Source organism: Streptomyces sp. BV286, assembly GCF_019090165.1.
Taxonomy (GTDB): Bacteria; Actinomycetota; Actinomycetes; order Streptomycetales; family Streptomycetaceae; genus Streptomyces.
In genome coordinates, this window is the sequence record NZ_JAHRIB010000209.1 from 31,614 (window position 1) to 57,630 (window position 26,017).

28 protein-coding genes are annotated in these 26,017 nt (G+C 69.2%); 9 read left to right on the forward strand and 19 right to left on the reverse strand.

Annotation, left to right across the window (positions count from 1 at the left end):
• Nucleotides 1–47 precede the first annotated feature (47 nt).
• The 4 genes from KUF83_RS39370 to KUF83_RS39385 all read right to left on the reverse strand — a co-directional run bounded on the left by KUF83_RS39370 (nucleotide 48) and on the right by KUF83_RS39385 (nucleotide 4,059).
• Nucleotides 48–1,583: an aldehyde dehydrogenase family protein gene (locus KUF83_RS39370; protein ID WP_217459913.1), complete on the reverse strand. Its 1,536-nt coding sequence runs from the start codon at nucleotides 1,581–1,583 to the stop codon at nucleotides 48–50.
• 209 nt (nucleotides 1,584–1,792) lie between these two features.
• Nucleotides 1,793–2,569, reverse strand: a complete 777-nt coding sequence (locus KUF83_RS43160) for a hypothetical protein (RefSeq protein WP_217459914.1) — start codon at nucleotides 2,567–2,569, stop codon at nucleotides 1,793–1,795.
• On the reverse strand, nucleotides 2,566–3,027 hold the full coding sequence (locus tag KUF83_RS43165) for a hypothetical protein (protein WP_217459915.1): 462 nt from the start codon (nucleotides 3,025–3,027) through the stop codon (nucleotides 2,566–2,568). The genes KUF83_RS43160 and KUF83_RS43165 overlap by 4 nt, the downstream gene beginning before the upstream one ends.
• Nucleotides 3,028–3,267: 240 nt before the next feature.
• Nucleotides 3,268–4,059 (reverse strand): SDR family oxidoreductase, encoded by a 792-nt coding sequence (locus KUF83_RS39385; RefSeq protein WP_217459916.1) that lies wholly within the window; start codon nucleotides 4,057–4,059, stop codon nucleotides 3,268–3,270.
• Between the two features lie 72 nt (nucleotides 4,060–4,131).
• On the opposite strand from KUF83_RS39385, the gene KUF83_RS39390 reads away from it, so the two are divergent.
• The 3 genes from KUF83_RS39390 (at nucleotide 4,132) to KUF83_RS42895 (ending at nucleotide 5,535) form a co-directional block, all read left to right on the forward strand.
• Nucleotides 4,132–4,587 carry a MarR family winged helix-turn-helix transcriptional regulator gene (locus KUF83_RS39390; protein ID WP_217459917.1) on the forward strand — a complete coding sequence of 152 codons (456 nt, stop codon included), beginning with the start codon at nucleotides 4,132–4,134 and terminating at the stop codon, nucleotides 4,585–4,587.
• Nucleotides 4,588–4,677: 90 nt separating this feature from the next.
• Nucleotides 4,678–5,133, forward strand: a complete 456-nt coding sequence (locus KUF83_RS39395; RefSeq protein WP_217459918.1) for a MarR family winged helix-turn-helix transcriptional regulator — start codon at nucleotides 4,678–4,680, stop codon at nucleotides 5,131–5,133.
• A gap of 117 nt (nucleotides 5,134–5,250) precedes the next feature.
• The gene (locus KUF83_RS42895) at nucleotides 5,251–5,535 is read left to right on the forward strand and encodes an AsnC family protein (protein ID WP_308403362.1); all 285 of its coding nucleotides are present in this window, start codon (nucleotides 5,251–5,253) and stop codon (nucleotides 5,533–5,535) included.
• On the opposite strand, the gene KUF83_RS42900 is transcribed toward KUF83_RS42895, so the two are convergent.
• Nucleotides 5,528–5,659, reverse strand: a complete 132-nt coding sequence (locus KUF83_RS42900; protein ID WP_308403363.1) for a hypothetical protein — start codon at nucleotides 5,657–5,659, stop codon at nucleotides 5,528–5,530. The two genes, KUF83_RS42895 and KUF83_RS42900, sit on opposite strands and share 8 nt — an antisense overlap.
• Between KUF83_RS42900 and KUF83_RS42905 the strand changes: the two genes are divergently transcribed.
• The 5 genes from KUF83_RS42905 (at nucleotide 5,648) to KUF83_RS39420 (ending at nucleotide 10,490) form a co-directional block, all read left to right on the forward strand.
• Entirely contained in the window at nucleotides 5,648–6,226 is a 579-nt protein-coding gene (locus KUF83_RS42905) for an Lrp/AsnC family transcriptional regulator (protein WP_308403364.1), read from the forward strand. The genes KUF83_RS42900 and KUF83_RS42905 overlap by 12 nt on opposite strands.
• 424 nt (nucleotides 6,227–6,650) lie before the next feature.
• Entirely contained in the window at nucleotides 6,651–7,589 is a 939-nt protein-coding gene (locus KUF83_RS39405) for an ABC transporter ATP-binding protein (RefSeq protein WP_217459919.1), read from the forward strand.
• Nucleotides 7,586–8,440 (forward strand): ABC transporter permease subunit, encoded by an 855-nt coding sequence (locus KUF83_RS39410; protein ID WP_217459920.1) that lies wholly within the window; start codon nucleotides 7,586–7,588, stop codon nucleotides 8,438–8,440. Before KUF83_RS39405 ends, KUF83_RS39410 begins: the two co-directional genes overlap by 4 nt.
• Nucleotides 8,441–8,562: 122 nt before the next feature.
• Nucleotides 8,563–9,828: a histidine kinase gene (locus KUF83_RS39415; RefSeq protein WP_308403365.1), complete on the forward strand. Its 1,266-nt coding sequence runs from the start codon at nucleotides 8,563–8,565 to the stop codon at nucleotides 9,826–9,828.
• Nucleotides 9,825–10,490 carry a response regulator transcription factor gene (locus KUF83_RS39420; RefSeq protein WP_217459921.1) on the forward strand — a complete coding sequence of 222 codons (666 nt, stop codon included), beginning with the start codon at nucleotides 9,825–9,827 and terminating at the stop codon, nucleotides 10,488–10,490. Before KUF83_RS39415 ends, KUF83_RS39420 begins: the two co-directional genes overlap by 4 nt.
• A gap of 209 nt (nucleotides 10,491–10,699) precedes the next feature.
• Here the strand turns inward: KUF83_RS39420 and KUF83_RS39425 are convergent, their stop codons facing one another.
• From KUF83_RS39425 to KUF83_RS39470, 10 genes are all read right to left on the reverse strand, one after another.
• The gene (locus KUF83_RS39425; protein ID WP_217459922.1) at nucleotides 10,700–12,886 is read right to left on the reverse strand and encodes a xanthine dehydrogenase family protein molybdopterin-binding subunit; all 2,187 of its coding nucleotides are present in this window, start codon (nucleotides 12,884–12,886) and stop codon (nucleotides 10,700–10,702) included.
• Entirely contained in the window at nucleotides 12,883–13,863 is a 981-nt protein-coding gene (locus tag KUF83_RS39430; protein ID WP_217459923.1) for a xanthine dehydrogenase family protein subunit M, read from the reverse strand. Before KUF83_RS39430 ends, KUF83_RS39425 begins: the two co-directional genes overlap by 4 nt.
• Before the next feature lie 4 nt (nucleotides 13,864–13,867).
• Entirely contained in the window at nucleotides 13,868–14,512 is a 645-nt protein-coding gene (locus KUF83_RS39435) for a (2Fe-2S)-binding protein (protein ID WP_217459924.1), read from the reverse strand.
• A 387-nt stretch (nucleotides 14,513–14,899) separates the two neighbouring features.
• Nucleotides 14,900–15,808: an alpha/beta fold hydrolase gene (locus tag KUF83_RS39440; RefSeq protein ID WP_217459925.1), complete on the reverse strand. Its 909-nt coding sequence runs from the start codon at nucleotides 15,806–15,808 to the stop codon at nucleotides 14,900–14,902.
• Between the two features lie 62 nt (nucleotides 15,809–15,870).
• On the reverse strand, nucleotides 15,871–16,971 hold the full coding sequence (locus KUF83_RS39445) for a zinc-binding dehydrogenase (protein ID WP_217459926.1): 1,101 nt from the start codon (nucleotides 16,969–16,971) through the stop codon (nucleotides 15,871–15,873).
• Nucleotides 16,968–17,960 carry a hypothetical protein gene (locus KUF83_RS39450; protein WP_308403366.1) on the reverse strand — a complete coding sequence of 331 codons (993 nt, stop codon included), beginning with the start codon at nucleotides 17,958–17,960 and terminating at the stop codon, nucleotides 16,968–16,970. The genes KUF83_RS39445 and KUF83_RS39450 overlap by 4 nt, the downstream gene beginning before the upstream one ends.
• Nucleotides 17,961–18,080: 120 nt before the next feature.
• Nucleotides 18,081–18,824 (reverse strand): methyltransferase domain-containing protein, encoded by a 744-nt coding sequence (locus KUF83_RS42910; RefSeq protein ID WP_217459927.1) that lies wholly within the window; start codon nucleotides 18,822–18,824, stop codon nucleotides 18,081–18,083.
• A 111-nt stretch (nucleotides 18,825–18,935) separates the two neighbouring features.
• Nucleotides 18,936–19,775 (reverse strand): fumarylacetoacetate hydrolase family protein, encoded by an 840-nt coding sequence (locus tag KUF83_RS39460; RefSeq protein WP_217459928.1) that lies wholly within the window; start codon nucleotides 19,773–19,775, stop codon nucleotides 18,936–18,938.
• The gene (locus tag KUF83_RS39465) at nucleotides 19,772–20,419 is read right to left on the reverse strand and encodes a VOC family protein (protein ID WP_217459929.1); all 648 of its coding nucleotides are present in this window, start codon (nucleotides 20,417–20,419) and stop codon (nucleotides 19,772–19,774) included. The genes KUF83_RS39460 and KUF83_RS39465 overlap by 4 nt, the downstream gene beginning before the upstream one ends.
• Before the next feature lie 20 nt (nucleotides 20,420–20,439).
• Nucleotides 20,440–20,847: a nuclear transport factor 2 family protein gene (locus tag KUF83_RS39470; protein ID WP_217459930.1), complete on the reverse strand. Its 408-nt coding sequence runs from the start codon at nucleotides 20,845–20,847 to the stop codon at nucleotides 20,440–20,442.
• Between the two features lie 203 nt (nucleotides 20,848–21,050).
• Between KUF83_RS39470 and KUF83_RS39475 the strand changes: the two genes are divergently transcribed.
• Nucleotides 21,051–22,751 (forward strand): FAD-dependent monooxygenase, encoded by a 1,701-nt coding sequence (locus KUF83_RS39475; protein WP_217459931.1) that lies wholly within the window; start codon nucleotides 21,051–21,053, stop codon nucleotides 22,749–22,751.
• Nucleotides 22,752–22,806: 55 nt separating this feature from the next.
• Here the strand turns inward: KUF83_RS39475 and KUF83_RS39480 are convergent, their stop codons facing one another.
• The 4 genes from KUF83_RS39480 to KUF83_RS39495 all read right to left on the reverse strand — a co-directional run bounded on the left by KUF83_RS39480 (nucleotide 22,807) and on the right by KUF83_RS39495 (nucleotide 25,971).
• Nucleotides 22,807–23,385, reverse strand: a complete 579-nt coding sequence (locus KUF83_RS39480; protein WP_217459932.1) for a TetR/AcrR family transcriptional regulator — start codon at nucleotides 23,383–23,385, stop codon at nucleotides 22,807–22,809.
• A gap of 258 nt (nucleotides 23,386–23,643) precedes the next feature.
• Nucleotides 23,644–24,576, reverse strand: a complete 933-nt coding sequence (locus KUF83_RS39485; protein ID WP_217459962.1) for an NADP-dependent oxidoreductase — start codon at nucleotides 24,574–24,576, stop codon at nucleotides 23,644–23,646.
• Nucleotides 24,577–24,693: 117 nt separating this feature from the next.
• On the reverse strand, nucleotides 24,694–25,086 hold the full coding sequence (locus tag KUF83_RS39490; protein WP_217459933.1) for a pyridoxamine 5'-phosphate oxidase family protein: 393 nt from the start codon (nucleotides 25,084–25,086) through the stop codon (nucleotides 24,694–24,696).
• A gap of 63 nt (nucleotides 25,087–25,149) precedes the next feature.
• Complete coding sequence (locus tag KUF83_RS39495) at nucleotides 25,150–25,971, reverse strand: SDR family NAD(P)-dependent oxidoreductase (RefSeq protein WP_308403367.1); 822 nt, start codon at nucleotides 25,969–25,971, stop codon at nucleotides 25,150–25,152.
• Nucleotides 25,972–26,017 lie beyond the last annotated feature (46 nt).

Sequence of the window (26,017 nt, forward strand, 5' to 3'; positions counted from 1 at the left end):
GTGCGCGTCGTTTCTCCGGAGTGGTCCGACGGCCCGGGGTCGGTCCGTCAGTCGGTCTTTTCGCCGCTTTCGGCCAGGATCCTGTTGCGCACGCCGGCGAGAGCTCCCGCCATCGCACCTGCGGGCCTGCCGAACGTGGTGGCCGAGAACTGGGCGGGGCCGGTCTTGGCGGTGAAGGAGTGCGGGTAGGCGAACTCCCGGAGTCCTTCCTCGCCCTGCTTGCGCCCGTAGCCACTGTCGCCGCGACCACCGAAGGGCACCGCGGGGTTGATGGAGAACACCAGGGCGTCGTTGATGCTGGTCATTCCGACGCGGAGCTGACGGGCGATGTCCTCGCCGCGGTCACGGCTGAAGACGGCGCTGCCCAGCCCGTAGCGGCCGCCGTTGACGTGCGCGATGGCTTCCTCGGTGTCGGCGACCTTGACGACGGCGAGCGTGGGCCCGAACGTCTCCTCGGTCACCGCCAGGGCGTCGGGGCTCACGCCGACGAGGACGGTGGGGGTGACATAGCGCTCCCCCACCGCGTCGAGGCCGCCGACAGCGGCTGTGGCGCCGCGGTCGAGAGCGTCCCGGATGTGCTCCCGGATGACCGGGATCTGGGTGGGCAGGGGAACAGGGCCGATCTCCGCGGCGTCGTCGCTGCCTGCGCGTACCTGCTTGGCAAGGTCACTGATCTTCTCGACGAACGCGTCGTGCACCGAATCGACGACGTAGGCCACTTCGAGGCTGATACAGCCGTGTCCGGTGTTCTGCATGGCGCCCCAGACGATGTGCCTGGCGGCTTCGTCCAGGTCGGCGTCCTCGGCCACGATGACACCGTCCTTCCCGCCGAGTTCCAGCAGAACGGGGGTCAGGGTCTGCGCGCACTGGGCGGCCACGGTCTTGCCGGTGGCGACGCTGCCGGTGAACGCGAGCTTGTTCAGGCCGGACTCGATGAGTGCCTGGCCCGTGGCCCCGAACCCGTTGAGGCACTGGAGAACGTCCGGGAAGTCGGGGACCGCGCGCTGCCAGGCCCGGACGAGCCACTCGCCGATGCCGGGCGTGATCTGGCTGGGCTTGAGGATGGCGGCGTTTCCGGCCGCGATCGCCTCTACCAGGATGGCCCCCGGCGTGAGCAGCGGGAAGTTCCACGGGCCGATGACACCGACGACGCCGTAGGGCTGGTATTCGACCCACGCGCGCTGGTTGGGCACGGTGGGACTGTCCGGGACGTCCCGACGCCCCAGCACGCGCTCGGCGTTCTCGACGGCGTACTGCACGTGCTCCAGAATCCCGAGCACCTCCACACGGGCTTCGTCCAGAGGCTTGCCGTTCTCGGCGTGGATGAGAGCGACTCCCTCCTCGCCGCTGATGGCCATCTCCCGCCGCCACTCGCGCAGTTGATCAGCACGGCCCTCGAATCCCAGGTCCCACCAGGGCCCGGAGACCGAGCGGGCGCCAGCGACGGCCGCGGCCGCCTCCTCCTTTCCGGCCACGGGGTACCGGGCGAACTCCGCCCCGGTGGCCTGATCGACGGTGACCACCTCGCTCCCGTCCTGTCCGATGACTCCGTCACGCGTGATGGTTGGAGGGTTGTTGGTCACGGGTCTCTCCCACTTTCTTGCGACCGCCTGCGCCCGAGCAGCACCCCGAGGGTGATGGGCAGACGACGGACGCCGTGGTCGGCGCGATGGGCGCCACGCGACAGCGGGCGCGCGCCGACGTGAACGAACTTGAGCGATGGCTCAAGGGTCTCGGTAAGTACCAGAATATCAACCCGCTGGTGAGGGTCAAGCGCTTGATAGACAGTAAGTTACTTGTGAGTCGGGGTGTGGCGCGCTCGGCCGGGAAGACCTGGTTCAGCACCCAGGACTCGGCCTGCTCGTGGCCCTGCCTGGCACGCACCGCCCGGTGCAGGAGATCGGGACTGGTGACACACGACCTCCGCCGGCACTCCGACCTGCGGCAGACGATCAGCGGCCGCCAGCACCAGCGCGGCGATGGCAGCCTTGGCACCGTCGGTGCGCAGCAGGCGATACACCCCCGCGACCGCCTGGCGCCGGCGACGCTCCCGGGCGGCAGGGTCATCGGGCATCGCGGCCGGCGTCTCGTCGACCGGCCGCGTCGACAACCGTACGTACGCGGAGCTGCCGTCCGGTCTCCCGAACCTGGCCAGGTCGGCGAGCCGCCGATCGGCAGGAGCAGCTGCGCGGATCCGGTCGGCGCCAGGGTTTTCGGGCAGCCGCCGGCGCAGTTGCCCGGCGTCGCACCGCAGGAGTCGCCCATATACCGGCTTGGTCATCGCATCGATCCGCTGCCGCAGCTCCTCGCCTCCCGGCCGGACGAACAACTCCTCGAGCCGCCGCCCGTACTCGAGTGTGATCACCTGCCAGCCGGACGCGGTGAACATGCCATGCAGCTTCTCGGCGGCGATGCCGGGCACGACCCGGTCCAGCGACTGCCGGTTCAGGTCGACGACCCAGACCACCTCCCCCAGCTCGCCGACAGCGGGATCGAGCACCGCCTCCCACACCGCGTCCTCGTCCAGCTCGGCGTCCCCCACCAACGAGAAATGCCGCCCGGTACTCACGTCGCCGCTCGTGGCGTTGCCCTAGCGCCGCGAGAGCGCCCCCAGATCGGTGCGGTCGCACCTATGCCGACGGACCCGGTCGAGCAGTCGACCGGGTCCGGATTCCTGGACCTGCTCGGACAGCTCTGCAGGCCGCCGAAATCGCGCAGCCTCGGCAGATGGGACGGGTCCAGCTCGCCCAGCAGGTAGTTGATCGCGTGCAGCACGGGCGATGCGTGCGGCCTCACCGACACCCGGCCCTGCGGCCACAGACGCCGCAACCAGAGCGACGCCATGATCGACACCATGGACGCCGACGGCGCCTGGCGCCCGCCCACCTTGAGTCCCGAGAGGTTCGCGCAGACGCGGTTCGCGTGGCGGGTGATCGCCGATGACAGCCAGAGCACCCTGCTTTCCACCTCGCACAGAACGCCGAACTCGTCCCGGTTGCCGGGCGGCTTGGTGACTGGGCTGCTCATGACTGACCAACTCCTGCGGTCGGCGGCGACTTCGAAGAGGCCACCTGGCCATCAACGCGTGAGAGGTCCACTCAGCCGCTCTTGAACTGGAGCCAAGCTAGTGATGAGGCATTGATCCAGTCAACACCTAGGACAAGAGCGCGGAATCAACTGTTCCCTTCTCATGACTCATAGCCAAGAGTCGAGGTTGTCTCGACGGGCAGGCAGGAGGCGAGCACCCACCCACCGACCGCGGCTGCCCTAAGCGCGCGAAGCCGCGTAGCGGGCCGCGAGTGCCGGCTGGTTGCCGCCCGAGACGAAAGCGGCCTCCGCGGCGAACAGGGCATCCAGTGCGGCATCCTGACCCTCCAGACCGGGGGCGCAGACTGTCTCACCCAGGCGCAGCGCGGCCAGACTGGCCGACGCCACGTCCTCGGGCGTCATCGCCCAGGGGATGTTGTGGCCGGCGCCGCTGTTCCACTCCGTTGCCACCACGCCGGGGCACAGCACCTGGACGCGGAGCGGGGTGTCGGCGAGTTCATTGGCGAGGGTGCGGGTGAAACCCAGCGTGGCGGCCTTCGCGGCGACGTACAGGGTGCGCCGGGGTGCTCGCGGATCCGTGACACCCGCGCTGAAGGCGAGAAGCGAGGCGACGGTGACGATGGCACCTTCGCCTGCCGCGAGCATTCCGGGAAGCGCGGCGTGCACCAACCGGACGGGAGCGACGGCGTTGAGGGTGAGCAGGCGGTCGATGTCAGCCGACTCGACGTCGGTGAGCGGGGCGTAGCCGCCGGCGCCGGCGTTGCTGATCAGCGTGCGTACGTCCCCGGCAGCCAGGCGGTCGGTGACAGCGGTGATTCCGTCGTGAGTCATGAGGTCGGCGGGCAGCACCTCGACGGCTGCTCCATGGGTGCGGAGTTCCCCGGCGAGGTCGGCGAGCCGGTCGGCGCGTCGCGCCACCAGGACGAGGTCGTGGTCGTCGGCCAGGAGTCGCGCATAGGCGGCGCCGATGCCGGAGGATGCGCCAGTGATCAAAGCGGTGGTACGAGTCATGGGGCCAGTGTCACTCAAGCGCTAGAGCACTGTCAAACGCTTGATGGTCGTGAAGTGTCATATCCTTCTCCGGTGAAACGAAACAATGAGGAGCTCGTCGAGCCCAGCGCTCTTGACCGGGTGACCTGGGCGTTGCGCCGCGCTGAACTGGCTGTACAGGCACTCAAGGAGCAGCGGCTGCGCCCGCTGGGCCTGGCGGCCTCGCACTACACGCTCCTGATGTCGGTGCACTCCGACCCTGGACTGACGGGCGCCGAGCTGGCCCGCCGCCTCAACGTGACCCCGCAGGCCGTCGCCTCACTGGTGGCGCGGCTGGAGAGCCGCGGGCAGCTGGAGAGACGCGAGCACCCGCGCCACCGGCATGTGCAGGAGCTTCACCTCACCGATGCGGGGCGCGAGGTCCTGCGTGAGGCCGACAAAGTGATCTCCGGCATCGAGCTGCAGATCACCAGCGGTCTCGGCCCGCAGGAGAGCGCCCAACTGCGGGGGCTGCTCGACCGGGTGGCCGAAACGGTTCGCGAGGACTGAGCCGCGGCAGGCCCTCCAGAAGGACCAGTGGTCAGGTAGTTGGCTGTGATCAGGCGTTTTACATATGCCCAGGTGTCGTATTCTCACGGCGTGAGACACGATGATGACCGGCTGATCGCCGCCGACGCACTGGACCGGGTGACCTGGGCCATGCGGCGGGCGGAGTGGGCTGCCCAGGCCTGGAAGGATCAGCGGCTGCGACCGCTGGGTCTCGCGGCCGCGCAGTACACCCTGTTGATCAACATCCATTCCGATCCCGGCCTGACCGGCGCGGAACTGGCCCGCCGCCTGAACGTCACCCCGCAGGCAGTGGCCTCCCAGGTGGCCCGCCTGGAGGAGCGTGGCCACCTGGAACGCCGACCGCACCCGCGCCACCGCCACGTACAGGAACTGCACCTCACCGACGCCGGCCGCGAGGTCCTGCATGAGGCCGATGCCGTGATCGTGGAGATCGAACGGCAGATCGCCGAGAAGCTCGGTCCCGAGAAGACCTCGCAGCTGAGGGCACTCCTCGATGAGGTGGCTGACGCGGTCCGGGCGCCTTGACCGGTCCCGTTCCAAAGGGGAAGCGGGCCCGTGCCCGGCTGCGCCGAGCGCGCCGATCACCGCCCGTGCTGTTCCGCGCTCCCAGCTGCGCGTTCCGCCCCTGACCGAAGGAGACCCGTGGGCGTCCCCACACTCGATTCCCTCGACCTCCAGATCATGCAAGCGCTCCAGCTCGACGGGCACGCCCCGTTCAGCCGTATCGCCACCGTCCTCGGTGTCTCCGACCAGACCGTCGCCCGGCGGTACCGACGGCTGCGCAGCACCGTCAACGTGCGGGTGCTCGGCATGACGGACGAGAACCGCCTCGGCCGCCAGAGCTGGCTCGTACGCATGCACTGCACCCCGGATGTACGGAACAGCTCGCGGACGCGCTCGCCAAGCGCCCTGACACGCTCTACGTGAATCTCATCTCCGGTGGCACCGAGGTCGTCTGCGGCATGAAACCACGCAGCAGCAAGGAGCGCGCGACGAGCTGCTCTTCGACCGGCTCCAGCGCACCCGGCAGATCGTCACGGTGACCGCCCACTGCCTGCTGCACTCCTTCTACGGCGGCCCACTTGGCCCGCTGAACAAGGCCAACGCGCTCACCCCCGACCAGGAGGCAGCTCTGCGACTGCCGCCTCCGGTGTCGCCGGATGCACCCGTCACTCTGGACGCGGCCGACAAGGCGCTGCTCGCGATGGTCCGCCGAGACGGCCGGGCCACCCTCACCGACCTGCAGAAGGCCACCGACCAGTCGGAGTCCGCGGTCAAGCGGCGGCTCGAAACCCTGCTCTCCACCGGCGTGCTGTACTTCGACGTGCAGTACGACCACGGGCCGCTCGGGCAGGACGTCGGCGCCATGCTCTGGCTCACCGTGGCACCCCACGCGCTCGCCGAGGTCGGCCGCAGCCTCGCCGAACACCCTGAAGTGCACTTCGCGTCCGCCACCACGGGCCAGGCCAACATCGTCGCCTCGGTCCACTCCCGGAGCCCCGACGAGCTGTACACCTATCTGAGCGAGAAGATCGGTGCCCTCAGCGGCATCCAAGCGGTGGAGTCGGCGCTCATCCTGCGCCAGGTCAAGCAACTCAACTACGAACCGAACCGCTGACCCCGGCACGCGGTGGCCACCTGACGTTCTCGTGGCTCGTTCACCGATGGCGCGACGTTCACGAAACTCTCCCTTGTGGCGCGGCGGGGCCGCACTCTGCTGACACGTGGACACCTTCCGGCCACTCCTGCCTCCCGAGCCAGCCACAGCCGCCAGAACGCGGAAACGCGACATCCGGAGCGGCCTTGCGAGGGATTTCCGACGAGCCAACGGCTGTGGAACGCAGCGGGGCAAGCGTTCGCCCTGGCTCCGGGCCCGCCCAGGAATTTCGATCACAGCGGGCGACGACGAGCGTCACCCCAAGGTCGATGCTGCCTGCAGCGGCGTACCGCGGTCGTGGTACGGGCAGTGACCGCCGCAGGGCGACGCAAAGACCGACCCCGTTGCACGAGCCTTGAGGCCTGAAGCAACCCGGAGGTGGATTGTGATCGAGGTGAACAACCTCAGTAAGAGGTACGGCGACAAGCTCGCGGTCGACGCGCTGAGCTTCACCGTGCGCCCTGGTGTGGTGACCGGATTTCTCGGGCCCAACGGGGCAGGCAAGTCGACGACGATGCGGATGGTCATGGGACTGGACCGGCCGTCGTCCGGAACCATTCGCGTCAACGGCCGCCCCTACGAGCAGCACAAGGCCCCGTTGCAGGAGATCGGGGTACTGCTGGAGGCCAAGGCGATCCACCCTGGTCGTTCGGCGTACAACCACCTGCTCGCGCTGGCGGCGAGCAACGGCATCGGCAAGCAGCGGGTGCTGGAGGTGATCGACATGGTCGGTCTGACGGAGGTGGCCCGCAAGCGTGCGGGCGGCTTCTCGCTGGGTATGGGGCAGCGGCTGGGCATCGCCTCGGCCCTGCTCGGCGACCCGCACATCGTCATGCTGGACGAGCCGGTGAACGGCCTCGACCCCGAAGGCGTGCTGTGGATCCGCAACCTCCTCAAGGACCTCGCGGACCAGGGGCGGACCGTCTTCGTCTCCTCTCACCTGATGACCGAGATGGCGTTGATCGCCGAGGACCTCATCGTGATCGGGCGCGGTCGGCTGCTGTCCGCGGGCCCGCTCGCCGACTTCATCGCCCAGTCCGCCGGCCGGAGCGTGCGGGTGCAGTCACCGCAGGCCGCGTCCCTGCGTGACCTTCTGCTGGGGGACGGGGTCTCGGTCAGCAGCAGCCGGCCCGGCGTGCTGGACGTCCAGGGGCTGGAGGCCGCCGAGATCGGCGAACGCGCCGCGGCCGCCGGGCTGGTGCTGCACGAGTTGTTCGTTCAGGAGGCGTCGTTGGAGGAGGCATTCATGGAGCTGACCCGCGACTCCGTCGAGTACCACGCCACCACCGCCGAGTTCGCCACCGCCGGAAGGACGAGCCGATGAGCACCGCCGCCCTCGACACCCAGGACGCACAGGACTCACGGAAAACGACCGGGACCGCCGGTCGGCACTCGGGCGGTCAGCAGGTCACCTTTGCGCGGGTCGTCCACATGGAATGGATCAAGCTGCGGTCGCTGCGCTCGACGCTCTACACGCTGGCGATCACCGTGGCCCTGGTCATCGGCTTCGGACTGCTCTTCAGCAGTGTGGTCGGTTCGGGAGACGGCCCGGGAGAGGATGACTTCGGCGACCCGACCTCGATCAGCCTGGGCGGGGTGATGCTCGCCGCGTTGGCCGTCGCGGTGCTCGGGGTGCTGATGAGCGCCGGCGAATACGCCACCGGATCCATCCGCGCCACGCTGGCCGCGGTCCCCTCACGCCTGCCGGTGCTGTGGGGCAAGGTGACCGTCTTCGCCGCGGTGAGCTTCGTGCTCATGTTCGTCGCGGTCCTCGGGGCCTTCCTGGCCGGTCAGTCGGTCATGTCCTCCCGCGGTCTTGACACCACCTCCCTCTCCGATCCAGGAGTGTTCCGGGCGCTGGCCGGCGCGGCGGTCTACCTCACCGGTGCCGGGCTCATCGGACTGGCGGTCGGCGTCCTGCTGCGCAACACCGCCGGAGCGATCACCCTCGTGGTGGGCGCGTTGTTCGTGGTGCCCGGCCTGATCCAGCTACTGCCGAGCAGCTGGAACGACGCCATCGGGCCGTATCTGCCGTCGAACGCGGCGAACGCGGTCATGACGGTGCGGACGGCCGGTGACTCGCTGTCGCCCGGGTCCGGGCTCGCGGTGTTCGCCGTCTACATCGTCGTGCTCCTGGCCGGCGCGGCCGTACTGTTCAAGCGACGCGACGCGTGATCCCGGTCGCCGCGGTCACGCCGTCGACCCGCTCATACGCCTTCAGGCGTGAGGACCGGCGGCCGTATCTGTCCGAAACCAAGGATCTGCACTGACGATATGTACCAAGGAACGGTGAAGCCGTGATCGGACCGGCGTCGCTGCAACGGATCACCGGCGCTCACCCGCGCCTGCTGGACGCCGCCCTCGCCACGCTTGTGGGCGGTATCGGCCTGCTGCCCCTGTTGTTCGGACGGTGGCCCGACGGCGTGCGGCCGTCGGGCGCCGACGCCGTCGCCGCGGCGGCCGCGTTCCTGCTTCTGCTGGGCCGCCGCCGGGCCCCGCTGCTGGTCCTGGCGCTGACAGTGCTCGGGGAGGTGACTTTCACCGTCCTCGCGTCGTATCCGTCGCGGGTGCTGAAGGTCGCCGCGTTGATCGCGGTCTACACCGTGGCCCGAACGGTCCGCCGGCGGATCGCCTTGATCACCGTCTCGGCCACGGCCCTCACCCTGTACGCGGTCATCACCTATGCGACGGATTCGGCCGCCGGCCCGGAGGCCGGTGCCGTGTTGGCCTGGACCGGGATGTTCGCCGCCGTCGGGGCCACCGTGCGCACCTGGCACGACTACGCCGCCGCGATGGAGGAGCGAGCACTGCGGGCGGAGGCGAGCAAGGAGGAAGAGGCCCGCCGCCGGGTCGCCGAGGAGCGGCTGCGCATCGCGCGGGAACTCCACGACGTGATCGCCCACCACATCGCCCTCATCACCATTCAGGCAGGAGTCGCCGGTCACTTCCTGCGAGGCCGGCCGGATCAGGCCGAGGTGGCGCTCGGTCACATCCGTGACGCCGGCCGCACGGTCCTGGACGAACTGGGCCCGCTGCTGCACGTACTGCGCCAGTCCGGCGACGAGTCGACGGAGACGCAACCGACCGAACCCGTGCCCGGCCTGTCCCGCCTCGGAGAGCTCCTCGAATCGCTGACCGCAGCCGGGCTGAGCGTCCGCCAGCGACAGGCCGGCCACCCGCGCCCCCTGCCGACCGCCATCGACCTGGCCGCCTACCGCGTCGTCCAGGAGGGGCTGACCAACGCACACAAGCACGGGGCGACCGCCGAGGCGGGACTTCTCGTCGATTACGGGCCCGACGAACTGCGCATCCGGATCACCAACCCAGTGGACTCCGGCCCCTATCCGGCGGCCGCGACGGGCACCGGCCACGGGCTGACGGGCATGCGCGAGCGCGCCCACGCGCTCGGCGGCAGCCTCCATGCCGGTGCAGACGTCGACGGTCGTTTCCGTCTCGTTGTGCGTCTACCGCTGCCCCCGGCCGGACCACCGTCCGACACTCGCACGTCAGAGTGGCCGGGCACGGCCCTGCCCGCGACCGCCGCCAACGGGAGGCAGGGATGACCGTCCGTGTTCTGCTCGCCGACGACCAGGCCCTCGTGCGCTCCAGCTTCCGTATGCTCATCGAGTCGGAGCCGGACCTGGAGGTCGTCGGAGAGGCTGCGACGGGTGAGGAGGCGGTCGCGCTGGCCCGCAGCGCCCGTGCCGACGTCGTGCTGATGGACATCCGGATGCCGGATATGGACGGCCTCGCCGCCACGCGCGCCATCTCGGCCGACGAAGATCTCGCGGGCGTCCGGGTGCTGATCCTGACGACCTTCGAAGCCGACGAGCATGTCTTCCACGCGCTGCGAGCCGGGGCCAGCGGGTTCCTCGGAAAAGGCGTGGAGCTCTCCTACCTCCTCGACGCCATCCGGCTGGTCGCCCGCGGAGAGGCGCTGCTGTCCCCCAGGGCGACCAGGACACTCATCGCCCACTACCTCGCCTCACCCGACAGGACGAGCATCCCGACCCCGGCGCTTACGGCCCTGACCGACCGCGAGCGCCAGGTGCTCCATTTCGTGGCCGCCGGACTCTCCAACGACGCCATCGCCGAACAGCTCCACATCTCGCCATCGACCGCCAAGACCCACGTGAACCGCATCATGACCAAGCTCGGTGTCCGCGACCGCGCCCAACTCGTCGTGATCGCCTACCAGAACGGTTACGCCTACCCCGGCGCATGACCGACCGCACACCGCTCGGTACGCCGGTTGCCCGTCGGCTGCGCTGCCTGACAGCGTGCGGGGTGACTTGTGAGGGGTCCGCCGCCGCGTCCTGGGGGAGAGAACGTGGCGGCGGACCCGGTGCCCGGCGGTGCGGCATGGCAAGCCGCCGGACGCTTGGGAGCCCCGACAGCCGGGTGGCCGGGTGGGTGCACCGGCCAACCGGGGGCTCAGAGCAGTGCTTCGGCGGTGATGGGCAGTTCGCGGATACGCCGGCCGGTGGCGTTGAAGACCGCGTTGGCGATGGCGGGCGCCACTCCGACGATGACGATCTCACCGAGTCCCTTGACGCCGATCGGGTCGGCCTCGTAGTCCTCACCCTCGATGTAGATGGCTTTCATGTCGGGCATGTCGGCGTGGGTCGGCACGAGGTAGTCGGCAAGGTTGGCGTTGACGATCCGGCCGTCGCGGTGGTCGGTGACCGTGTGCTCCAGGAGGGCATGACCGATACCGCCGACCATGGCCCCGATGGCCTGGCTGTCGGCGAGCCTGGGGTTGATGATGCGGGCGGCGTCGTACACGCCGACCATGCGCCGCACCCGGACCAGGCCCAGGCGGGAGTCGACGGCGACTTCGGCGAAGGTCGCGGCATAGGCGTAGAAGGAGAACTTCTCCGATTCCGGCGCTCCGGCGTACGAGCCCATCGCTTCGAGGTGGGTGCGGTTGTTGCGGGCCAGGAGGCGCTGGTACGTCTCCCCGCGGGTGGGCTCGTCCTTCACATACAGCCGTCCGCCTCGTACGACGATGTCAGCGGCGCCGGCTCCGTGCAGGGGTGATCCGTCGTCGTCGACCGCAAGCGTGATGGCCTGCTCGCGCAGCTTGTCGCAGCCGTCCTGGACGGCGGAGCCGACACTGGCCATGGTCTGCGAGCCGGCGTGGACGGGGGCCGGGGGCATGAGTGAGTCGCCGAGCCGGAACGTCACCTGCCGCATGGTCAGGCCAAGGGCGTCGGCGGCGACCTGGGTCATCGAGGTGGCCGTGCCGGGGCCCATGTCGCTGGTCGCGGACTGCACCAGGGCGGTGCCGTCGGCGTCGAGCCGGACCGACGCCTGGGCCGCGCTGCGCTGGGTGTCGTAGACACCGGCGGCCATGCCCATACCGATGAGCCAGTTGCCGTCGCGCGTCGAGCGGGGCTTGGGGTTGCGCCGGTGCCAGCCGAACTCGCGGGCACCCGTGCGGTAGCAGTCGCGCAGGCGGCGGGTTGAGAACGGCAGATTGGTGGACTCGTCGTCGGCGGGTTCGTTGCGCAGCCGCAGCTCGATCGGGTCCAGGCCCAGTTCGTGGGCGAGTTCGTCCATCGCCGATTCGACAGGGAAGGCGCCGCTGGCGTAGCCGGGGCCGCGCATGAACCACGGGGTGCTCACGTCCAGCGGGACGTGGCGGTAGGCCTGGCGGACGTTGGGGGTGCTGTAGAGCATCCGGCCGGGTTCCAGAACGTGTTCGCTGTGCCTCTCGTAGCGGGAGCTCTCGGTGCGGATGTCGTGCGCCGACGCGGTCAGGCGGCCCTGCCGGTTGGCGCCGAGGCTCAGTTCGTACTCGTAGGCGGGCCGGAATCCCACGCCGAAGTACAACTGCCTGCGCGTGAGGACGAGTTTCACTGTGCGTTTCACTTCGCGGGCGGCCAGGGCCGCGGTGACGGCGTGCACGTAGGTGCGGGCGGCGCTGCCGAAGGCCCCGCCGACGAACGGCGAGATGACGCGGACGTTGCCGGGCGCGATGCCGAACTCACCGGCCAGGGTGCGCACGGCGCCCACCACGTTCTGGGTCTTCTCCCAGACGGTCAGCCGGTCACCGTCCCAGCGGGCGACGGTGGCGTGCGGTTCCATCGGATTGTGGTGGTTGCGGGCCATCCGGTACGTCAGATCCAGCCGGACCGGAGCGGATTCAAGGGCTGCGTCGGCGTCGCCGCGTGCATAGGTCTCGGGGTCGTCGGCGGGTTCGGCGACGCTGATGTCGGTCGAGACGGACTCGGCGTCGTAGGAGACCTGCACCAGGCTCGCGGCGTGCTGGGCGATCTCCAGCGTGGTCGCCATCACGACCGCGACCGGCTGACCGAAGAACCGGACCCGATCGTCCTGGAAGGCACGCAGCCGCCGGCCCGGCGGGAATCCTCCTTGGACGGGCGGCAGCTTGGGCGCGTTGAGGTGACTGATCACCTTCAGGACGCCGGTTTCGGCTTCGGCGGCGCGGGCATCGATGCCGATGACACGGCCCCGGCCGACACTGCTGTCGACGAGAACCGCGTGCACGAACCCGTCGGGGCTGTTGTCGGCGGCGTACTTCGCTTTCCCGGTCACCCTCAGCCGTGCGTCGACCCGAGGCTCCGCCGCACCGACGGCTGCCTGTGGCTGGCTCACTTGGTGCCTCCTACGGTGCTCAGCTGACGTTCGACGGTGCGTTTGAGCAACTCGACCTTGAAACGGTTGTGCGCGAGGGGGCGGGCCCCGACGGCCGCTTGCTGCGCGGCGGCCGCCCACAACGACTCAGAGGGACGCTCACCCACGAGATGCAACTCGACGGCGGGCAGCTTCCACGGCACCGTGCCCACTCCCCCGGCGGCCACCTTCGCCTCCTGGATCACGCCACCGCGCACGTGCAGTGCGACGGCGGCCGACGTGAGCGCGAACTCGTACGACTGCCGGTCGCGTACCTTCACATAGCCGGACTTCAGAGGGCGCGGAAGGGCCGGGATCTCGACCGCCGTGATCAACTCGCCTTGTCCGACGGCATGTTCACGCTGTGGGGTGCTGCCCGGCCGCAGCAGGAAGTCGGCGAAGGCGACACGGCGTTCTCCGTCCGGGCCCAGCAGGTGCACGGTCGCCTCCAGCGCGGCGAAGGCGACGGCGACGTCGGAGGGGTGGGTGGCCACGCAGCCGTCGGAGGTGCCGAGGATCGCGTGGGTGCGGTTGAAGCCCTCCCGGGCCGCACAGCCCGAGCCGGGGTCGCGTTTGTTGCAGTCGGCGCTCACGTCACGGAAGTAGGTGCAGCGGGTGCGCTGCATGATGTTGCCGCCGATGGTTGCCATGTTCCGCAACTGAGCCGACGCACTCAGCTCCAGTGCTTCGGAGACAACGGGATACAGGGCGCGCACCTTGGAATGGGCGGCGGCCTCCGCCATCCGCACCAGCGCGCCGATGCGCAGGCCCCCGCGCTCGGTGACGGTGACGTCGCGCAGCGGCAGGGTGCTGATGTCGACCAGCGAGCTGGGGCGTTCGACGGTCTCCCGCATGAGGTCGACGAGCGTGGTACCGCCGGCGATGTATCGACCGCCGCGCCGACCGGCGTCGAGGGCCTCACGCGTGTCCGCGGCTTTGGTGTAGGTGAAGGGATACATGGGATCAGCCCTTCCGGCCGGCGGCCTGCTCGACCGCGCGCTCGATCTTCACGTAGCAGCCGCAGCGGCAGATGTTGCCGCTCATCCACTCCCGGATCTCCTCCGGCGAACCGGTGTGACCCTCCTGGATGCACCCGACACCGGACACGATCTGCCCCGGCGTGCAGAAGCCGCACTGGAAGGCGTCCTGGTCGATGAATGCCTGCTGCAACGGGTGGAGCCGGTCGCCCTTTGCCAGGCCCTCGATCGTGGTGACTTCGGCGCCCTCAAGGCGCACCGCCAGTGTCAGACAGGAGTTGACCCGGCGTCCGTCGACCAAGACCGTGCAGGCGCCGCAGGCCCCGGCGTTGCAGCCCTTCTTCGAACCGGTCAGGTCGAGATGCTCGCGCAGCAGGTCGAGGAGCGAGGTGCGGTTGTCGACCGTGAGGGTGCGCCGGACCCCGTTGACCGTCAACGAGACATGGCTGCCGGGCGGCGCTTCGGCGGCCACCGCTTCCTCGGCGGCGGACAGGGATGATCCCGCGGCCAATCCGCCTACCGCGGCGGCTCCTCCGACAGCGGTCGTCGTGGCGATGAAGGCACGCCGGGTGGGCGGTGCCGGGGAATCGGCGGAGGGAGTCACGGCATGGAAGGGAGGTTCGGTGGACATGTCCACTCTCTCTCATCGGTGACGCTTGCGGTTGTCGGGTGTGTGCCGATTCCCTTGCCGCCTCCGCGAAGGCGCGCAGCTCACGTGACCCGGGCAGGCAGCCGCTCCCGCTGACGTAACGACGGAGGAGGAAGGCTCCCACTGGACGACGGGACGGAACCGGCTCCCGGAAGCGCGGCGCACCGGCCTTTCAGCCCGGGAGGAGCATCCACTCCACCGGGGCACCAGGACGGAGCCGTAGCCGGCGGACAGGGGCGAGGCACAGGCGGCACCACTGACCAAGCAGACGTCGGGGATCGAGGCCGGGATTCGGAACACCTGCCAAGCATTAACCTCCTGATGACTATCAAGCAAGCGTCCATGTATCAAGCAGCCTTATACTAAGGTTTATTTAATTTCGACACCCTGCTGGGAAACCGTCCAGGAGGACACCCGGCCGTTCGGCATGCCGCTGTCGAGGCGACGTCGTCCACGAGGACCGCAGCCGGGCCGAACATGCCGGAGCCAGAACTGACCACCACCCGCGATACCCAGAGCGGTCCGCGTGACCGTGGGCTCGTACTCCGGGGCGACGTCCGCCAGCACGCTCAGGACCGTGCGCGCGAGACGACGAGCGATCACGCTCGTCCCCCTCGGCCGGGTTGCTCGCCCGCAGTGCCTCCAGCAGTGCCTCATGTTCCTTGGCCAGACCATGACGTCAAGCTCGGCAGGGGCCGTTGGCGGACTTCGTGGGCCACATGCGGGCGAGGGAGGTCGAGCATGTCCTTGGCGCCATGACCATGCGCTGACGATCGCCGGCCGACGCCGCTCCATCGCGCAGCGCTCGGCAAATACGAGCACAGCCCGGACGTAGGCGTCGCCGAGCCGGTGATGCACTGGGCTCATGGCTTCGAACGGGAAGTCCACGGCGGTGCCCGGCGGCAAGCGCGTGAACTGCTCCATCGCGCGGAGCGAGATGACGTCGCCCACGCCCGAGACGGTCAGCCCGAACAACGGCCACGTGAGTGTCCGGGCAGCCGCTATGTGCACGCCGATCGCTCCGCCGATCGAATGGCCGAGCAGCACGACGCCGGGGCGTCCGTCGCCGAACTGCTGCCAGGCATCGGCGATCGCTTCGGCGATGATGGAAGCCGCCTCGGCGAACGGCGGTTGCCGGCGAGCGGACTCCTCGTCGGCGGGATGGCCGGGGCGCGTGATTGCGAGGGCCGGGAAGCCCGCGGTAGCTGCCCGGCTGAGCAGTGAGGAACCGGGCGCGTCGAAGTAACGGCTGTCGTAACCGCCGCCGTGCAGGCCCACCAGGAGCGAGGGCTGGATCCTCTGTGGCTCGGCGGAACACGAAGGCGGACTCGTGCCCAGGATCAGGGATTGATCACGGGCATCCACATGGGTTCGTCGCGGCGTTGGACGGCATCGACGGCCCCCAGCACGTCGCTGAGCGGAAACCGATGCGTGATGAGCTCGTCAGCGGTGAGCGCGCCGGTCTCCAGCAGGCGCAGGACTTCCAGCGCGTCGTTGCGGGTACAGGTACGGGTGCCCACGAACCGCCACATGTTCAGCATCATCGCCATCGGTGACAGCGGCAGCGGCGTCTGATTGCCTCCCATGTGCACCAGGGCGCCGCCGGCCGCGAGCCCCGCCATGGCCTGACCGGTGACCGGCCCGTCGGGGACGTAGTCGAGGACCGCGTGTGCCCCGCCGGGTGCCAGTTCGCGCAGCCGACCGGCGAGTGCTCCGGTGGTCGCCCAGTCGTCGGGGAGTTCTTCCAGAGCGACGATGCCGGCCGGGATGCCACCGGACAGCTCTGCGACGGCTTTGAGCCGGTCCCTGTGGCGGCCGACAAGGATGAGGTCGGCGACACCGAAGTGCTTCGCGAGCTTGACCGTCGCGGTGCCCATGGCACCGGTCGGGGCAGTGACGACGACGGTGGATCCCATCGGCAGCTCGGCCCACTTGAGCGCGCGTACGGCGTTGGCCAGGGTGTGCACCTTGGCCGCGACGTCGAAGCCGACGGATTGCGGCAGCGGGTCGACCAGCCAGTACGGGAGCCGCACGTACTCCGCGAGGACGCCGTTGTGGTACTCGTCGTAGAGGGGCATCGCAGCGTCGTTGAAGGCGGCGTAGCCCATCATGGACTGCTGCGGGCACATCATGTCGCGGTCGGTACGACAGTAGGTGCAGGTGCGGCAGTTCAGGAAAGGGTGTACCCGGACCCGGTCGCCGATGCCGAGGCCGGTGGCGTCACTGCCGACGGCGGCGATGGTGCCGGCGGCCTCGAAGCCGACTGTGGCGGGCAGATGCTTGAACGCGCCCATGTGGAGCAGCCGCATGATCCCCGGGGCCAGGCCGGCGGATGCGACCCGCACGACGACGTCCATCGGACCGGGCTCGGGAACGGGGATGTCCTCCAGGACCAGGGTGCTGGCGTCGCGATGGGCGCGCAGGGCAAGCATCGTCGTCATGAGTGGACCTCCGTGGTGAGGGCCGCGAGCCGTTCGGGCGAGTAGTGGTCGGCTGTACGGGAGGTCTTGGCGACCTGGGGAACCTCGCTGCGTGAGAGCAGGCTGACATGGTCGCCCGCCTCGGTCGCGACGCTGGCGTGCGAGATCCCGAGCGGGATGCGCACGAAATCGCCGGGCTCGAGGTCGAGGATGCCGTGCTGGGTGATCAGGGTGCGGTGGCCATTGGCCTGGTACTGGATCTCGTCGGCATCAAGGGTGCGGCGATAGCGGCGTTCACCGCCGGGCACGGTGCTGACGAGGCCGATACGGACGCGGTCGGTGCCGTACAGCCAGGTGGTGTCCTGGGAACGACCGGGGCGCAGTACCTGAATCCGGCGGTCGTCGCTGTGGACATGTTCGAGGAGCTGCTGTTCATCGACCCCGAAAAGGGTGATGTCGCGACCGGGTGTACCCAGGTTCCAGCTGACTGCTTCGTTGGCCGGGGCGGGCTGCCAGCCGGGAAACGGCGGGAACACCGCCTGGGACTCGCGCTGGGCCGGTACCAGCTCGGCGACCGGGGCGGGGATGTAGAACAGCAGGTGGCTTGCGGCGCGGCCGTAGTTGTCATGGGCCACGCCCCGCGGGATGCGGGAGAACTCGCCGGGCCGGTGCTCGATCACGCCGAGTTCGGTCATCAGGGTGCGCTCGCCGGCGATCTGGTAGGAGAGCTCGTCCACGTCGCAGTTGCGGTGATAGAAGGGCTGCCGACCGTCCATCTTCTGCCACTCGACGCGGAGTTCGTCGTTCTCGTACACACCGCGCGGCGGGGCGAACTCCTCTGCCTGGTACTCCTGCGGGTAGTGCACCACGGCCAGGGGCGGCTGCTCGTCCCACAGCTTCATGGGCACCTTGGACGGATGCGGCGGCGACAGCAGCATGTGCTCGTCGCGGACGACGCTCTGCAGCGGCTGGTCCGATGCCATGACCATGATGTCCTCGTTGACACTCACGGCAACCTCCTCATTCGGGGTGGCGTCGCTTGATGCGGCTCAGGTTGTCAGCCGATCCCGCTGCCCGGAACTCGGCAGGATCGGGGTCTTTACGGAATGGTTTCAGTGCTGTCGGCGGTGTTACTTCTTTCGGCCCCAGAACATCTCGATGCCGCGCCATTCCATCAGCTGTGGGCTGTCGACGGTGTCCCCGAATGCGTCGCGGACCTCTTCGCCGGACCAGTAGGGAATGTCTTCCACCGGGACCTGCTGAAACAGTTTGTCGAACCATTGCCGGAGATGGACGTCGGAGTTGATGCGCGCGGTGAACGTCGGCCCCTTCAGGACCGACTCGGCCAGCACGATGCGCCGCCCCGGCTTCATCACGCGCAACAGGTTCCTGGCCGTCTCCTCCCAGTCGTCGCAGTGCTGGGTCGCCTGGAGCACCGCGACGCAGTCGTACTGCTCGTCGGCCTTCGAGTCGGCGTAGTCCCAGCGCCAGCAGCCGGTCTGACCGTTCCGCCCGGGGAGCTTGCCCAGGACCGCCTTGCGCCCCTCGTGGATGATCTCCACCTCATCCACGACGCCATCCGGTCCCACGATCTCCCGCATGTCTTCCACCCATCCCGCGGGGGCGATGCCCTCGCCGATGAGCAGGACCTTGTCTCCGGCGCGGAGTTCGAGGAGGCCATAGACGATTTCGGAGATCGGCCGGGCCAGTTCCCTCCAGATGTAGGGCAGCCCGCCGGCGATCGACACGGCGGTCCCCCACTTGTTCTGCAGGCTGCCGTCGTGGACCTCCTTCCCGAAAATTTCCTCGTCCCACGGCTGAACGTGGTCCCATGGGTTTCCGCCGCCGAAATTGCTCTGGGGATCGCTGCTCACCTGAATTGCCTCCTACCACTGGGCCCTCGCACATGCGACGGCCGCCAGAATTGACTTTTCCCGACCTCCAGGACGCCACGACTCCGGCGTCCTCAAGATGGCCTCCGCGCGTCAGGCGCAGGTGTTCACAAGCGTGCCGATGCCCTCGATCTCGATCCGGACCTCGTCCCCGGACCGCAGGAACAGGCCTCGTTTGTGCCCCACCCCGGCCGGAGTGCCTGTGGCGATCACGTCGCCGGGTTCGAGGGTCGTCTGCCGCGACAGGTACGAGACCAGCGCGGGAACCGGGTGAATGAGCTGGGAGGTACGCGCGTCCTGGCGGAGCTCGCCTGCGACCCAGGTGCGCAGGTGCACGTCATCAGGATCGGCGAACTCTTCGAGCGTGGCCAGGGCGGGGCCCATGGGGGTGAAGGTGTCGAAGCTCTTGGCCGCGGTGACGTTGGCTGCTCGGCCGGGAACGCGTCCCTTCTGGACATCGCGCGCGCTGACGTCGTTGCAGATCGTGAAGCCGGCGACGAACGAGTAGGCATCCGCCTCCGGCACGTCGGTGGCGCGCCTACCGATGACGACCGCGAGCTCGCCTTCGTAGTCGACCTCGTCCGGGGCGGCCTTCGGGAAGCGGATTCGCTCTCCGGTGCCGATCACCGAGGACGGGGCCTTCAGGAAGACGACCGGGTCCTCCGCCGTGCCGGCGTACCCCACCTCGGTGCGGTGACCGGCGTAGGCGTAACCCACCGCCCAGATCTTCGAGGGCCTGGGGACGGGCGCCACGAGCTGGGCCCGGGTCATGGGAACCCGGTCGCGGACCGTGGCCGTGGCGATGGACGCGATGTCGAGACCGGCCTGCAGGGCTGCACCGAGGTCGGTCGCGTCGAGGTCGAGGAGGGCGACGGTCTCGCCGTCGGCCTCCAGTCTGCCGATCCCCTTGGCCGTGCTGACGAGCCTGGTCACAGGGCCACCGCCTGGTTGTCCAGGCGCAACAGCTCGTCCTTGGGGTCACCGGCGCGGTAGCGGGCGACGAAGCGCTCGGCGTTGAGCTCCAGGCCGGAGGGGTTCGCCGCGAAGACGGGGCCTGACATGAAGGTCACCTCCTCCTCCGTGGTGGCGAAGTTGTCGCAGGAGAACTCGACGATGTTCCCGTCCGGGTCGCGGTAGTAGAAGCTGGTGGCCTGGCCGTGGTTGGCGGCACGGTGCGGGCGGGCACCCAGGGACGCCATGTGCTCGTACTGGGTGACCAGTTCACCGAGCGAGCCGACACCGAACTGGAAGTGGTGCAGGCCCGGCCCTGACGCGTCGGTCCCGATCAGGCTGTCGATGCCGAACAGCGCGAGGACCTGACTGCCGTGCGGGGCGTCATGCACGCGGAAGAAGCCCAGCCGGACATCGACCGCCCGCTCGGGCATCCCCGCGGGACGCGGCGGGGCGTCGGGGTCCGGGGTCCGCTCGTAGAACGGACCGTGTCCCAGTACGTAGGTGTAGAAGGCGGCCATGTCGTCGTAGCGGCCGGTCTTGAGCACGAGTTCGGCTATCCGTAGCGCGACAGCCTGTGTCTCGGTGACCGCGGAGGCGGCGGTGCTCTGGGGGGTGGTCGTCATCGTGAGGGACTCCTTGCCCGTCAGACGGTGGTGTGCAGCGCCCTCGGAGTGCGGCGCGTGATCCGCCATTCCCCGCCTGAGTGGCGGAACCGGTGAACGGTGTTGAGGACGCGGTCCAAGACATAGGCGCCGTCGGGTGGCTGGACGTGCAGCACGACCATGGCCTGCAGCTCGACCCGCTTGCGGCCACTTCCGTCGTCTTCGTCGTCCTGACCGGTGACGACCTCGTGGGCGAGCACATGGACGGTCTGCCGTCCGGTGTCGGCCTCTCGCCCCTTGAGGAAGCCGAGTATCTCGTCCCGTGCGCGGACGACCCGTCCGCGTGCCTCGAACTCGACGTCGTCGGCGAACGTGCCGATCCCGGCGGTGGCCCGGCCGCTGTCGATGTCGCGGTGGTAGCCGACGATCAGGGCCCGACAGTGACCCACAGCATCGCTTCGATCCGCCGGAGACACCACAACGTTCCCCTATCTCTTGAACTCGGGTCAAGCGTAGCACCGCCCCGACATTGCCGAAAGATGCCTGATCCCTCTTGCTCTTCCAAAAAGAGACCTGAACGTGCGAGCCTGACTCAGGTTCAAGAGTTTGGGTCGCGATTGATCCAACCCGTGTTCAGGAAGGCAGGTCCCCTGTGTCTGACCGCAACGAAAGAGCCGAATCCCGGCGTGTCCTGGTCGTCGGGGCGGGCCCCGTGGGCCTCTCGCTCGCGATCGAGCTGGGGTGGCGCGGTGTTCCAGTGACGGTGATCGACCAAGGCGACGGCCTCGTGCCTTTCCCGGCGGGCGAGGCGATCTTCTCCCGCACCATGGAACACCTTCGGCGCTGGGGCTGTGCGGAGGAGACGCGCGCGGAGTCGGCACCACCCACGGACTATCCGCACCGCACAGTGTTCGCCACGTCAGTGACGGGACACGTACTCGCCGAGTTCGATTACGGTGTCACGAACCGGTCTCCCGGCGTGTACGGCCCGCTGACGCCGGAGGGTCCCGCGTTCCTGTCCAAGTTCTCGTTCCTGCCGTTGCTCGAACGGACGGCACGAGGCCTGCCCTCGGTGGAGATCAGGTTCGCCACGCGTCTGGAGACGTTCGAGCAGGACTCCGATGGTGTCCTCGCCGTGGTGCGCGACCTGGAGAGCGGCGCCTCCGAAACACTGACCGGCGCTTACCTCGTGGCCTGTGATGGAGGCCGCAGCAGCGTCCGGCGGACTCTGGGCGTCGAGTTCGAGGGCATGTTCGCGCAGGGCCAGAACTTCGCGGTGCACTTCCGTGCGCCGCAACTGCCGGCCCTGCTCCGGGAGCGGTTGGGCGGCCCGGCGGTGCAGATCCACACGCTGTCATCGGCGCGCAGGCCATACATCACGGTGGTCAACGGCGTGGACGAGTGGCGGCTCTCGGTCTACCTGGAGCAGGAGCCGGATCCCGGGGACGCGGTCGCCTGGGTGCAGGAAGCCGTCGGCGCGCCGATCGACGTGGAGATACTCGCCGCCCAGCCCTGGAGCGGGCACTGCGTCGTGGCCCGCAGCTACCGCGCGGGGCGGGTGTTCCTCGCGGGTGACGCGGCGCATCTGCTGTGGCCCAAGGGAGGCTTCGGTGCCAACACCGGGATCGGTGACGCCGTCGACCTCGGCTGGAAGCTCGCCGCGGTCCTTCAGGGCTGGGCGGGCCCCGCACTGCTCGACAGCTACGAGTCGGAGCGGCGGCCCATCGCCGTCCGCAACGTCACGGAGGCGTCGAGCAACTGGCGGTCCGACTCCCAGCTCGCACCCGACGCCGCACTCGGCCGCGCGGACGCGGAGGGCGACCGGGTCCGCGGTGAGATGGGCGAGATGATCCGCCGGTCGAGGGGCAAGGAGTTCCGCTGCACGGGCATCCAGCTCGGATACCGCTACAGCGGCTCCCCGATCTGCGTGCCGGACGGAACTCCGGAGCCGCCCGACGAGCCGGACGACTACGTCCCGTCGACCTGGCCCGGTTGCCGGGCACCGCACGCATGGCTGCCCGACGGCAGCTCGGTGCTCGACCACTTCGGCCGCGGGTTCGTGCTTGTGGTCTCGGGGTCGGCGGACCCGTCCGCGCTGGTGGAGGCCGCGCACCATCGTGGCGTGCCGTTGACGGTGCTGCTCCTCGCTGATCCGACCGCGGCAAGGCTCTACGAGAGGCCGCTGGTGCTGGTTCGCCCCGACGGGCATGTCGGGTGGCGGGGCGAGGAGGCTCCGGCCGACCCCGGTGCTGTGCTCGACCGGTTGCGCGGAGCGGAGGCCGGGAATCCAGCCACGGGTTCGGTCACGGAGACACGGGCGGTGTCGGCGGGAGTCGCCACTCGCCACCTCTGACCACTCGCCACTCCGGGCGTCGCGACTCCGGCCCACCACTATCAGCGGTCAGCGGTCACGCCCTCTTGACCGGTGACCGCCCGGCCAGGACGGACTCCATCAGGAAGCGCAGCATCTCGTGTGCCGGTCTGTTCCGGTCGTTGGGCACGTGCGCGCCTTCGAACACGGTGACGACCGTATCGCGGAGGAGCGTGGCATCGATGTCGGGGTCGCCGTCGAGGCCGTGCTCGGCCATGACCTCGTCGACCAGTCCGACGATCCAGCCCAGGAAAGTGTCGTGGGCTGCCCGAACCGCCTCGGAATGCGGGAGCCGGTCGTGCATGGCCTGGTGCAGCGGCCGGGAATAGCGCATGTCGGACAGCCCTCGCACCAGTCGACTCAGTGGGTCGGTGCCCGCCTGCTCCGCGCTGAGGGTACGGATCTCGCGGCTGAGCATCCGGTCCATCACCGCGGCGAAGATGTCGTCCTTCGAGTCGAAGTACCAGTAGACGTTGCCCCTGGCCACCCCGGCGGCGGCACTGATGTCCGCCATCGTGGTCTTGGCGTACCCCTTGGCGAGAAAAAGCTCGGTGGCCGCAGCCAGCAGATCACCAGTCCGCTCTTCACGGGGGATCTGTTGGCGGTTACGCGGCATCCCGGGCTCCTCTGATGTGTTCAGCTCGTCTCAACTGAGTGTAGACAGCGAGCTGAACCGGCCCAACCGCAATGAAGAGTTCTTGCCGAAAGAGCGGCGGCACGACGGTGCCGGGCATCTCGGAAGCCTGCGAGGTGGCTGTTTGGCGTAGACATGACCGTGTCCCCCCGCCTGTGGCGGGGGGACACAGTCGTCCCGGTCTGCCGACCGTGGCTTCGGCGTCCGTAAGGTCGTCGGCCGAGGCACGGTCCGGTCGGGTCAGGGCACCAGGACGATCTTCCCGCTGGTGCGACCGGTCATGACCTGGCGATGGGCGGCAGCCGCTTCGTGAAGCGGGTAGCTGCCTGCGATCAGGACGTTCAGCCGCCCTGCCTCTGCGGCCACGGTGAGCCGCAGGCGGGCGGCGTCCCGGACCTCCGTGCCCGGATCCGCGCCAGGCCCGCCGCCGAGGAGCTTGATGCCGGCCCGGGCCCCGCGCGCGAACCCCGCGATGGTGGCGATGCGGGAACGGTCCGCCACGAGTTCCACGGAGACGTCCACGGCCTCGTCGGTGCCCACCAGGTCGGCCGCCCCGTGGACACCCTGCGGCGCTGCCGCACGTACCCGGTCGGCCAGACCGGGCCCGTACGCGATCGGCACCGCCCCCAGCTCGCGCAGCAGGTCGTGCTTGCCAGGACTTGCCGTTCCCACGACGGTGGCGCCGCCCGCCACCGCCAGTTGCACGGCCATCAGGCCGACTCCTCCGGCGGCCCCATGGATCAGCACCGACTCGCCCTTGCCCAGACCGATCGCATCGAGAACGTGTGCGGCGGTGACGCCGACGACCATCAGGCCGCCGGCCTGCTCCCAGGACAGCGCGCCGGGCTTCGGCACCACCGACGAGGCCGGGACGACGAGTTCGGCGGCGTACGCGCCGGGCGCACGATAGGCGATCACCTCGTCGCCTACCTCGACCGGACCTGCGGGGCCGGTCGCGTGGGCGCCCACCGCGGTCACCACACCCGCCGCCTCGGCGCCGAGCCGCATCGGCAGCTTCGCCGGATCCGTCCCGAAGGTGCCGTCGTACATCTTGTGGTCGAAAGGGTTCACCCCGGCGGCGCGGACCGCGATGCGCACCTGGCCCGGCCCGGGTTCCGGGACGGCGACATCGATCACCGACAGCACCTCGGGATTTCCGTACTCAGTCGCCACTACTACTTCACTCATGTCACCAACTCAGTTCCGAGGGACTCATTCACGCACAGTCGCAGCCGCTCGCGTCGTTCGGCACGGTGCTGAGCAGCCGTGCCCGCCGCGAACAGTGGACTGTCACGCAGGGGTGTCGATGCTCCAGGACGTGACGAAGTCGGGCACTACCTCGACCCAGTTGGGACCGAAGCCCGGCCCGAGCACTTCGCCGCCCTCCGTGTGCAGGACCGCCGCTCCCTTGATCAGGATCCCGCGCGGCTGCCAGGCCTGCCCGTCCGCCACGTCGTCGACCACCAACGCCGCCTGCGGGTTGACCGTGAGGTGACGGATGTAGAGCCGCTCCTGTCCACGCCCCTCAAGGACGCGCCCCCCGATCTTGATGACCTCGCGCTCCGGATCGAAGTGGTACCGGATGGGCACCACGTGCGGTTTGCCGGACGTACCCGTCGTGGCGAGCCGCCCAAGGATGTGTTCGCTCAGGTAAGCGACTTCCTGCGCGTTGAACCTACCCATGTCGATCTCCGTTTCGTTGGTCGGCTCCGACGTCCACGGAACGTCGGCTCCCTGCGGCAGCGGCTACTTGTAGCGGGAGGCGAGGTCCGAACGGCGACCGCCGGACAGTACGGCACCCTCGGCGGCGAGCAGCGCGTCGAGCGCTGCGGACTGGTCCTCCAGGCCCGGGACGCAGATCGTCTCGCCCAGACGGAGCCCTACGAAGCTGGCTCGCGCGACGTCCTCGGCGGTCATGACGGCGGGGACGGTCTGCCCGATGCCCTGGTGGAACTCGGTGGCCACCGGTCCGGGGCAGACCACCTGGGTGCGGATCCCGGTGTCCGCAAGTTCATGGCCCAGGGTGCGGGTGAAGGCCACGAGGGCAGCCTTGGCCCGGGCGTACAGGGTGCGACGGGGCGGGCGTGGGCCGGTCTGTCCAGCACTCAAGGCGAGCAGCGAGGCGATCGTGCCGTCGTCGGCTGTGAGCATGCCGGGGAGTGCGGCACGGACGAGCTGGACATGCGCTTCAACGTTGAGGGTGAGCTGATCGTCGATCTCGGCTGGGTCGACATCGATGAGCGGGGCATAGCCGCCGACACCTGCGTTGCTGATCAGATGGCGAACATCCCCGGCACTCAAGCGTTCCGTCACCGCGGCAATGCCCTCGCGGGTGGCCAGGTCGGCGGGAAGGACCTCAACGGCGGCACCGGCCTTACGGAGTCCGTCGGCCAGATCCTCCAGCCGGTCCGCGCGGCGGGCCACCAGAACGAAGTCCAAGTCGTCCGCAAGAAGGCGGGCGTACGCGGCACCGATACCGGAGGAAGCACCCGTTATCAGAGCAAGGGGCCTAGTCATGACGACATGGTAATTCAGCAGGTTGCCAACTGACAAATGCTTGACACTCATCAAGGCGCCTTACCCTTTCCCGTGCCTGCAGCGGCGAACCGGAGGG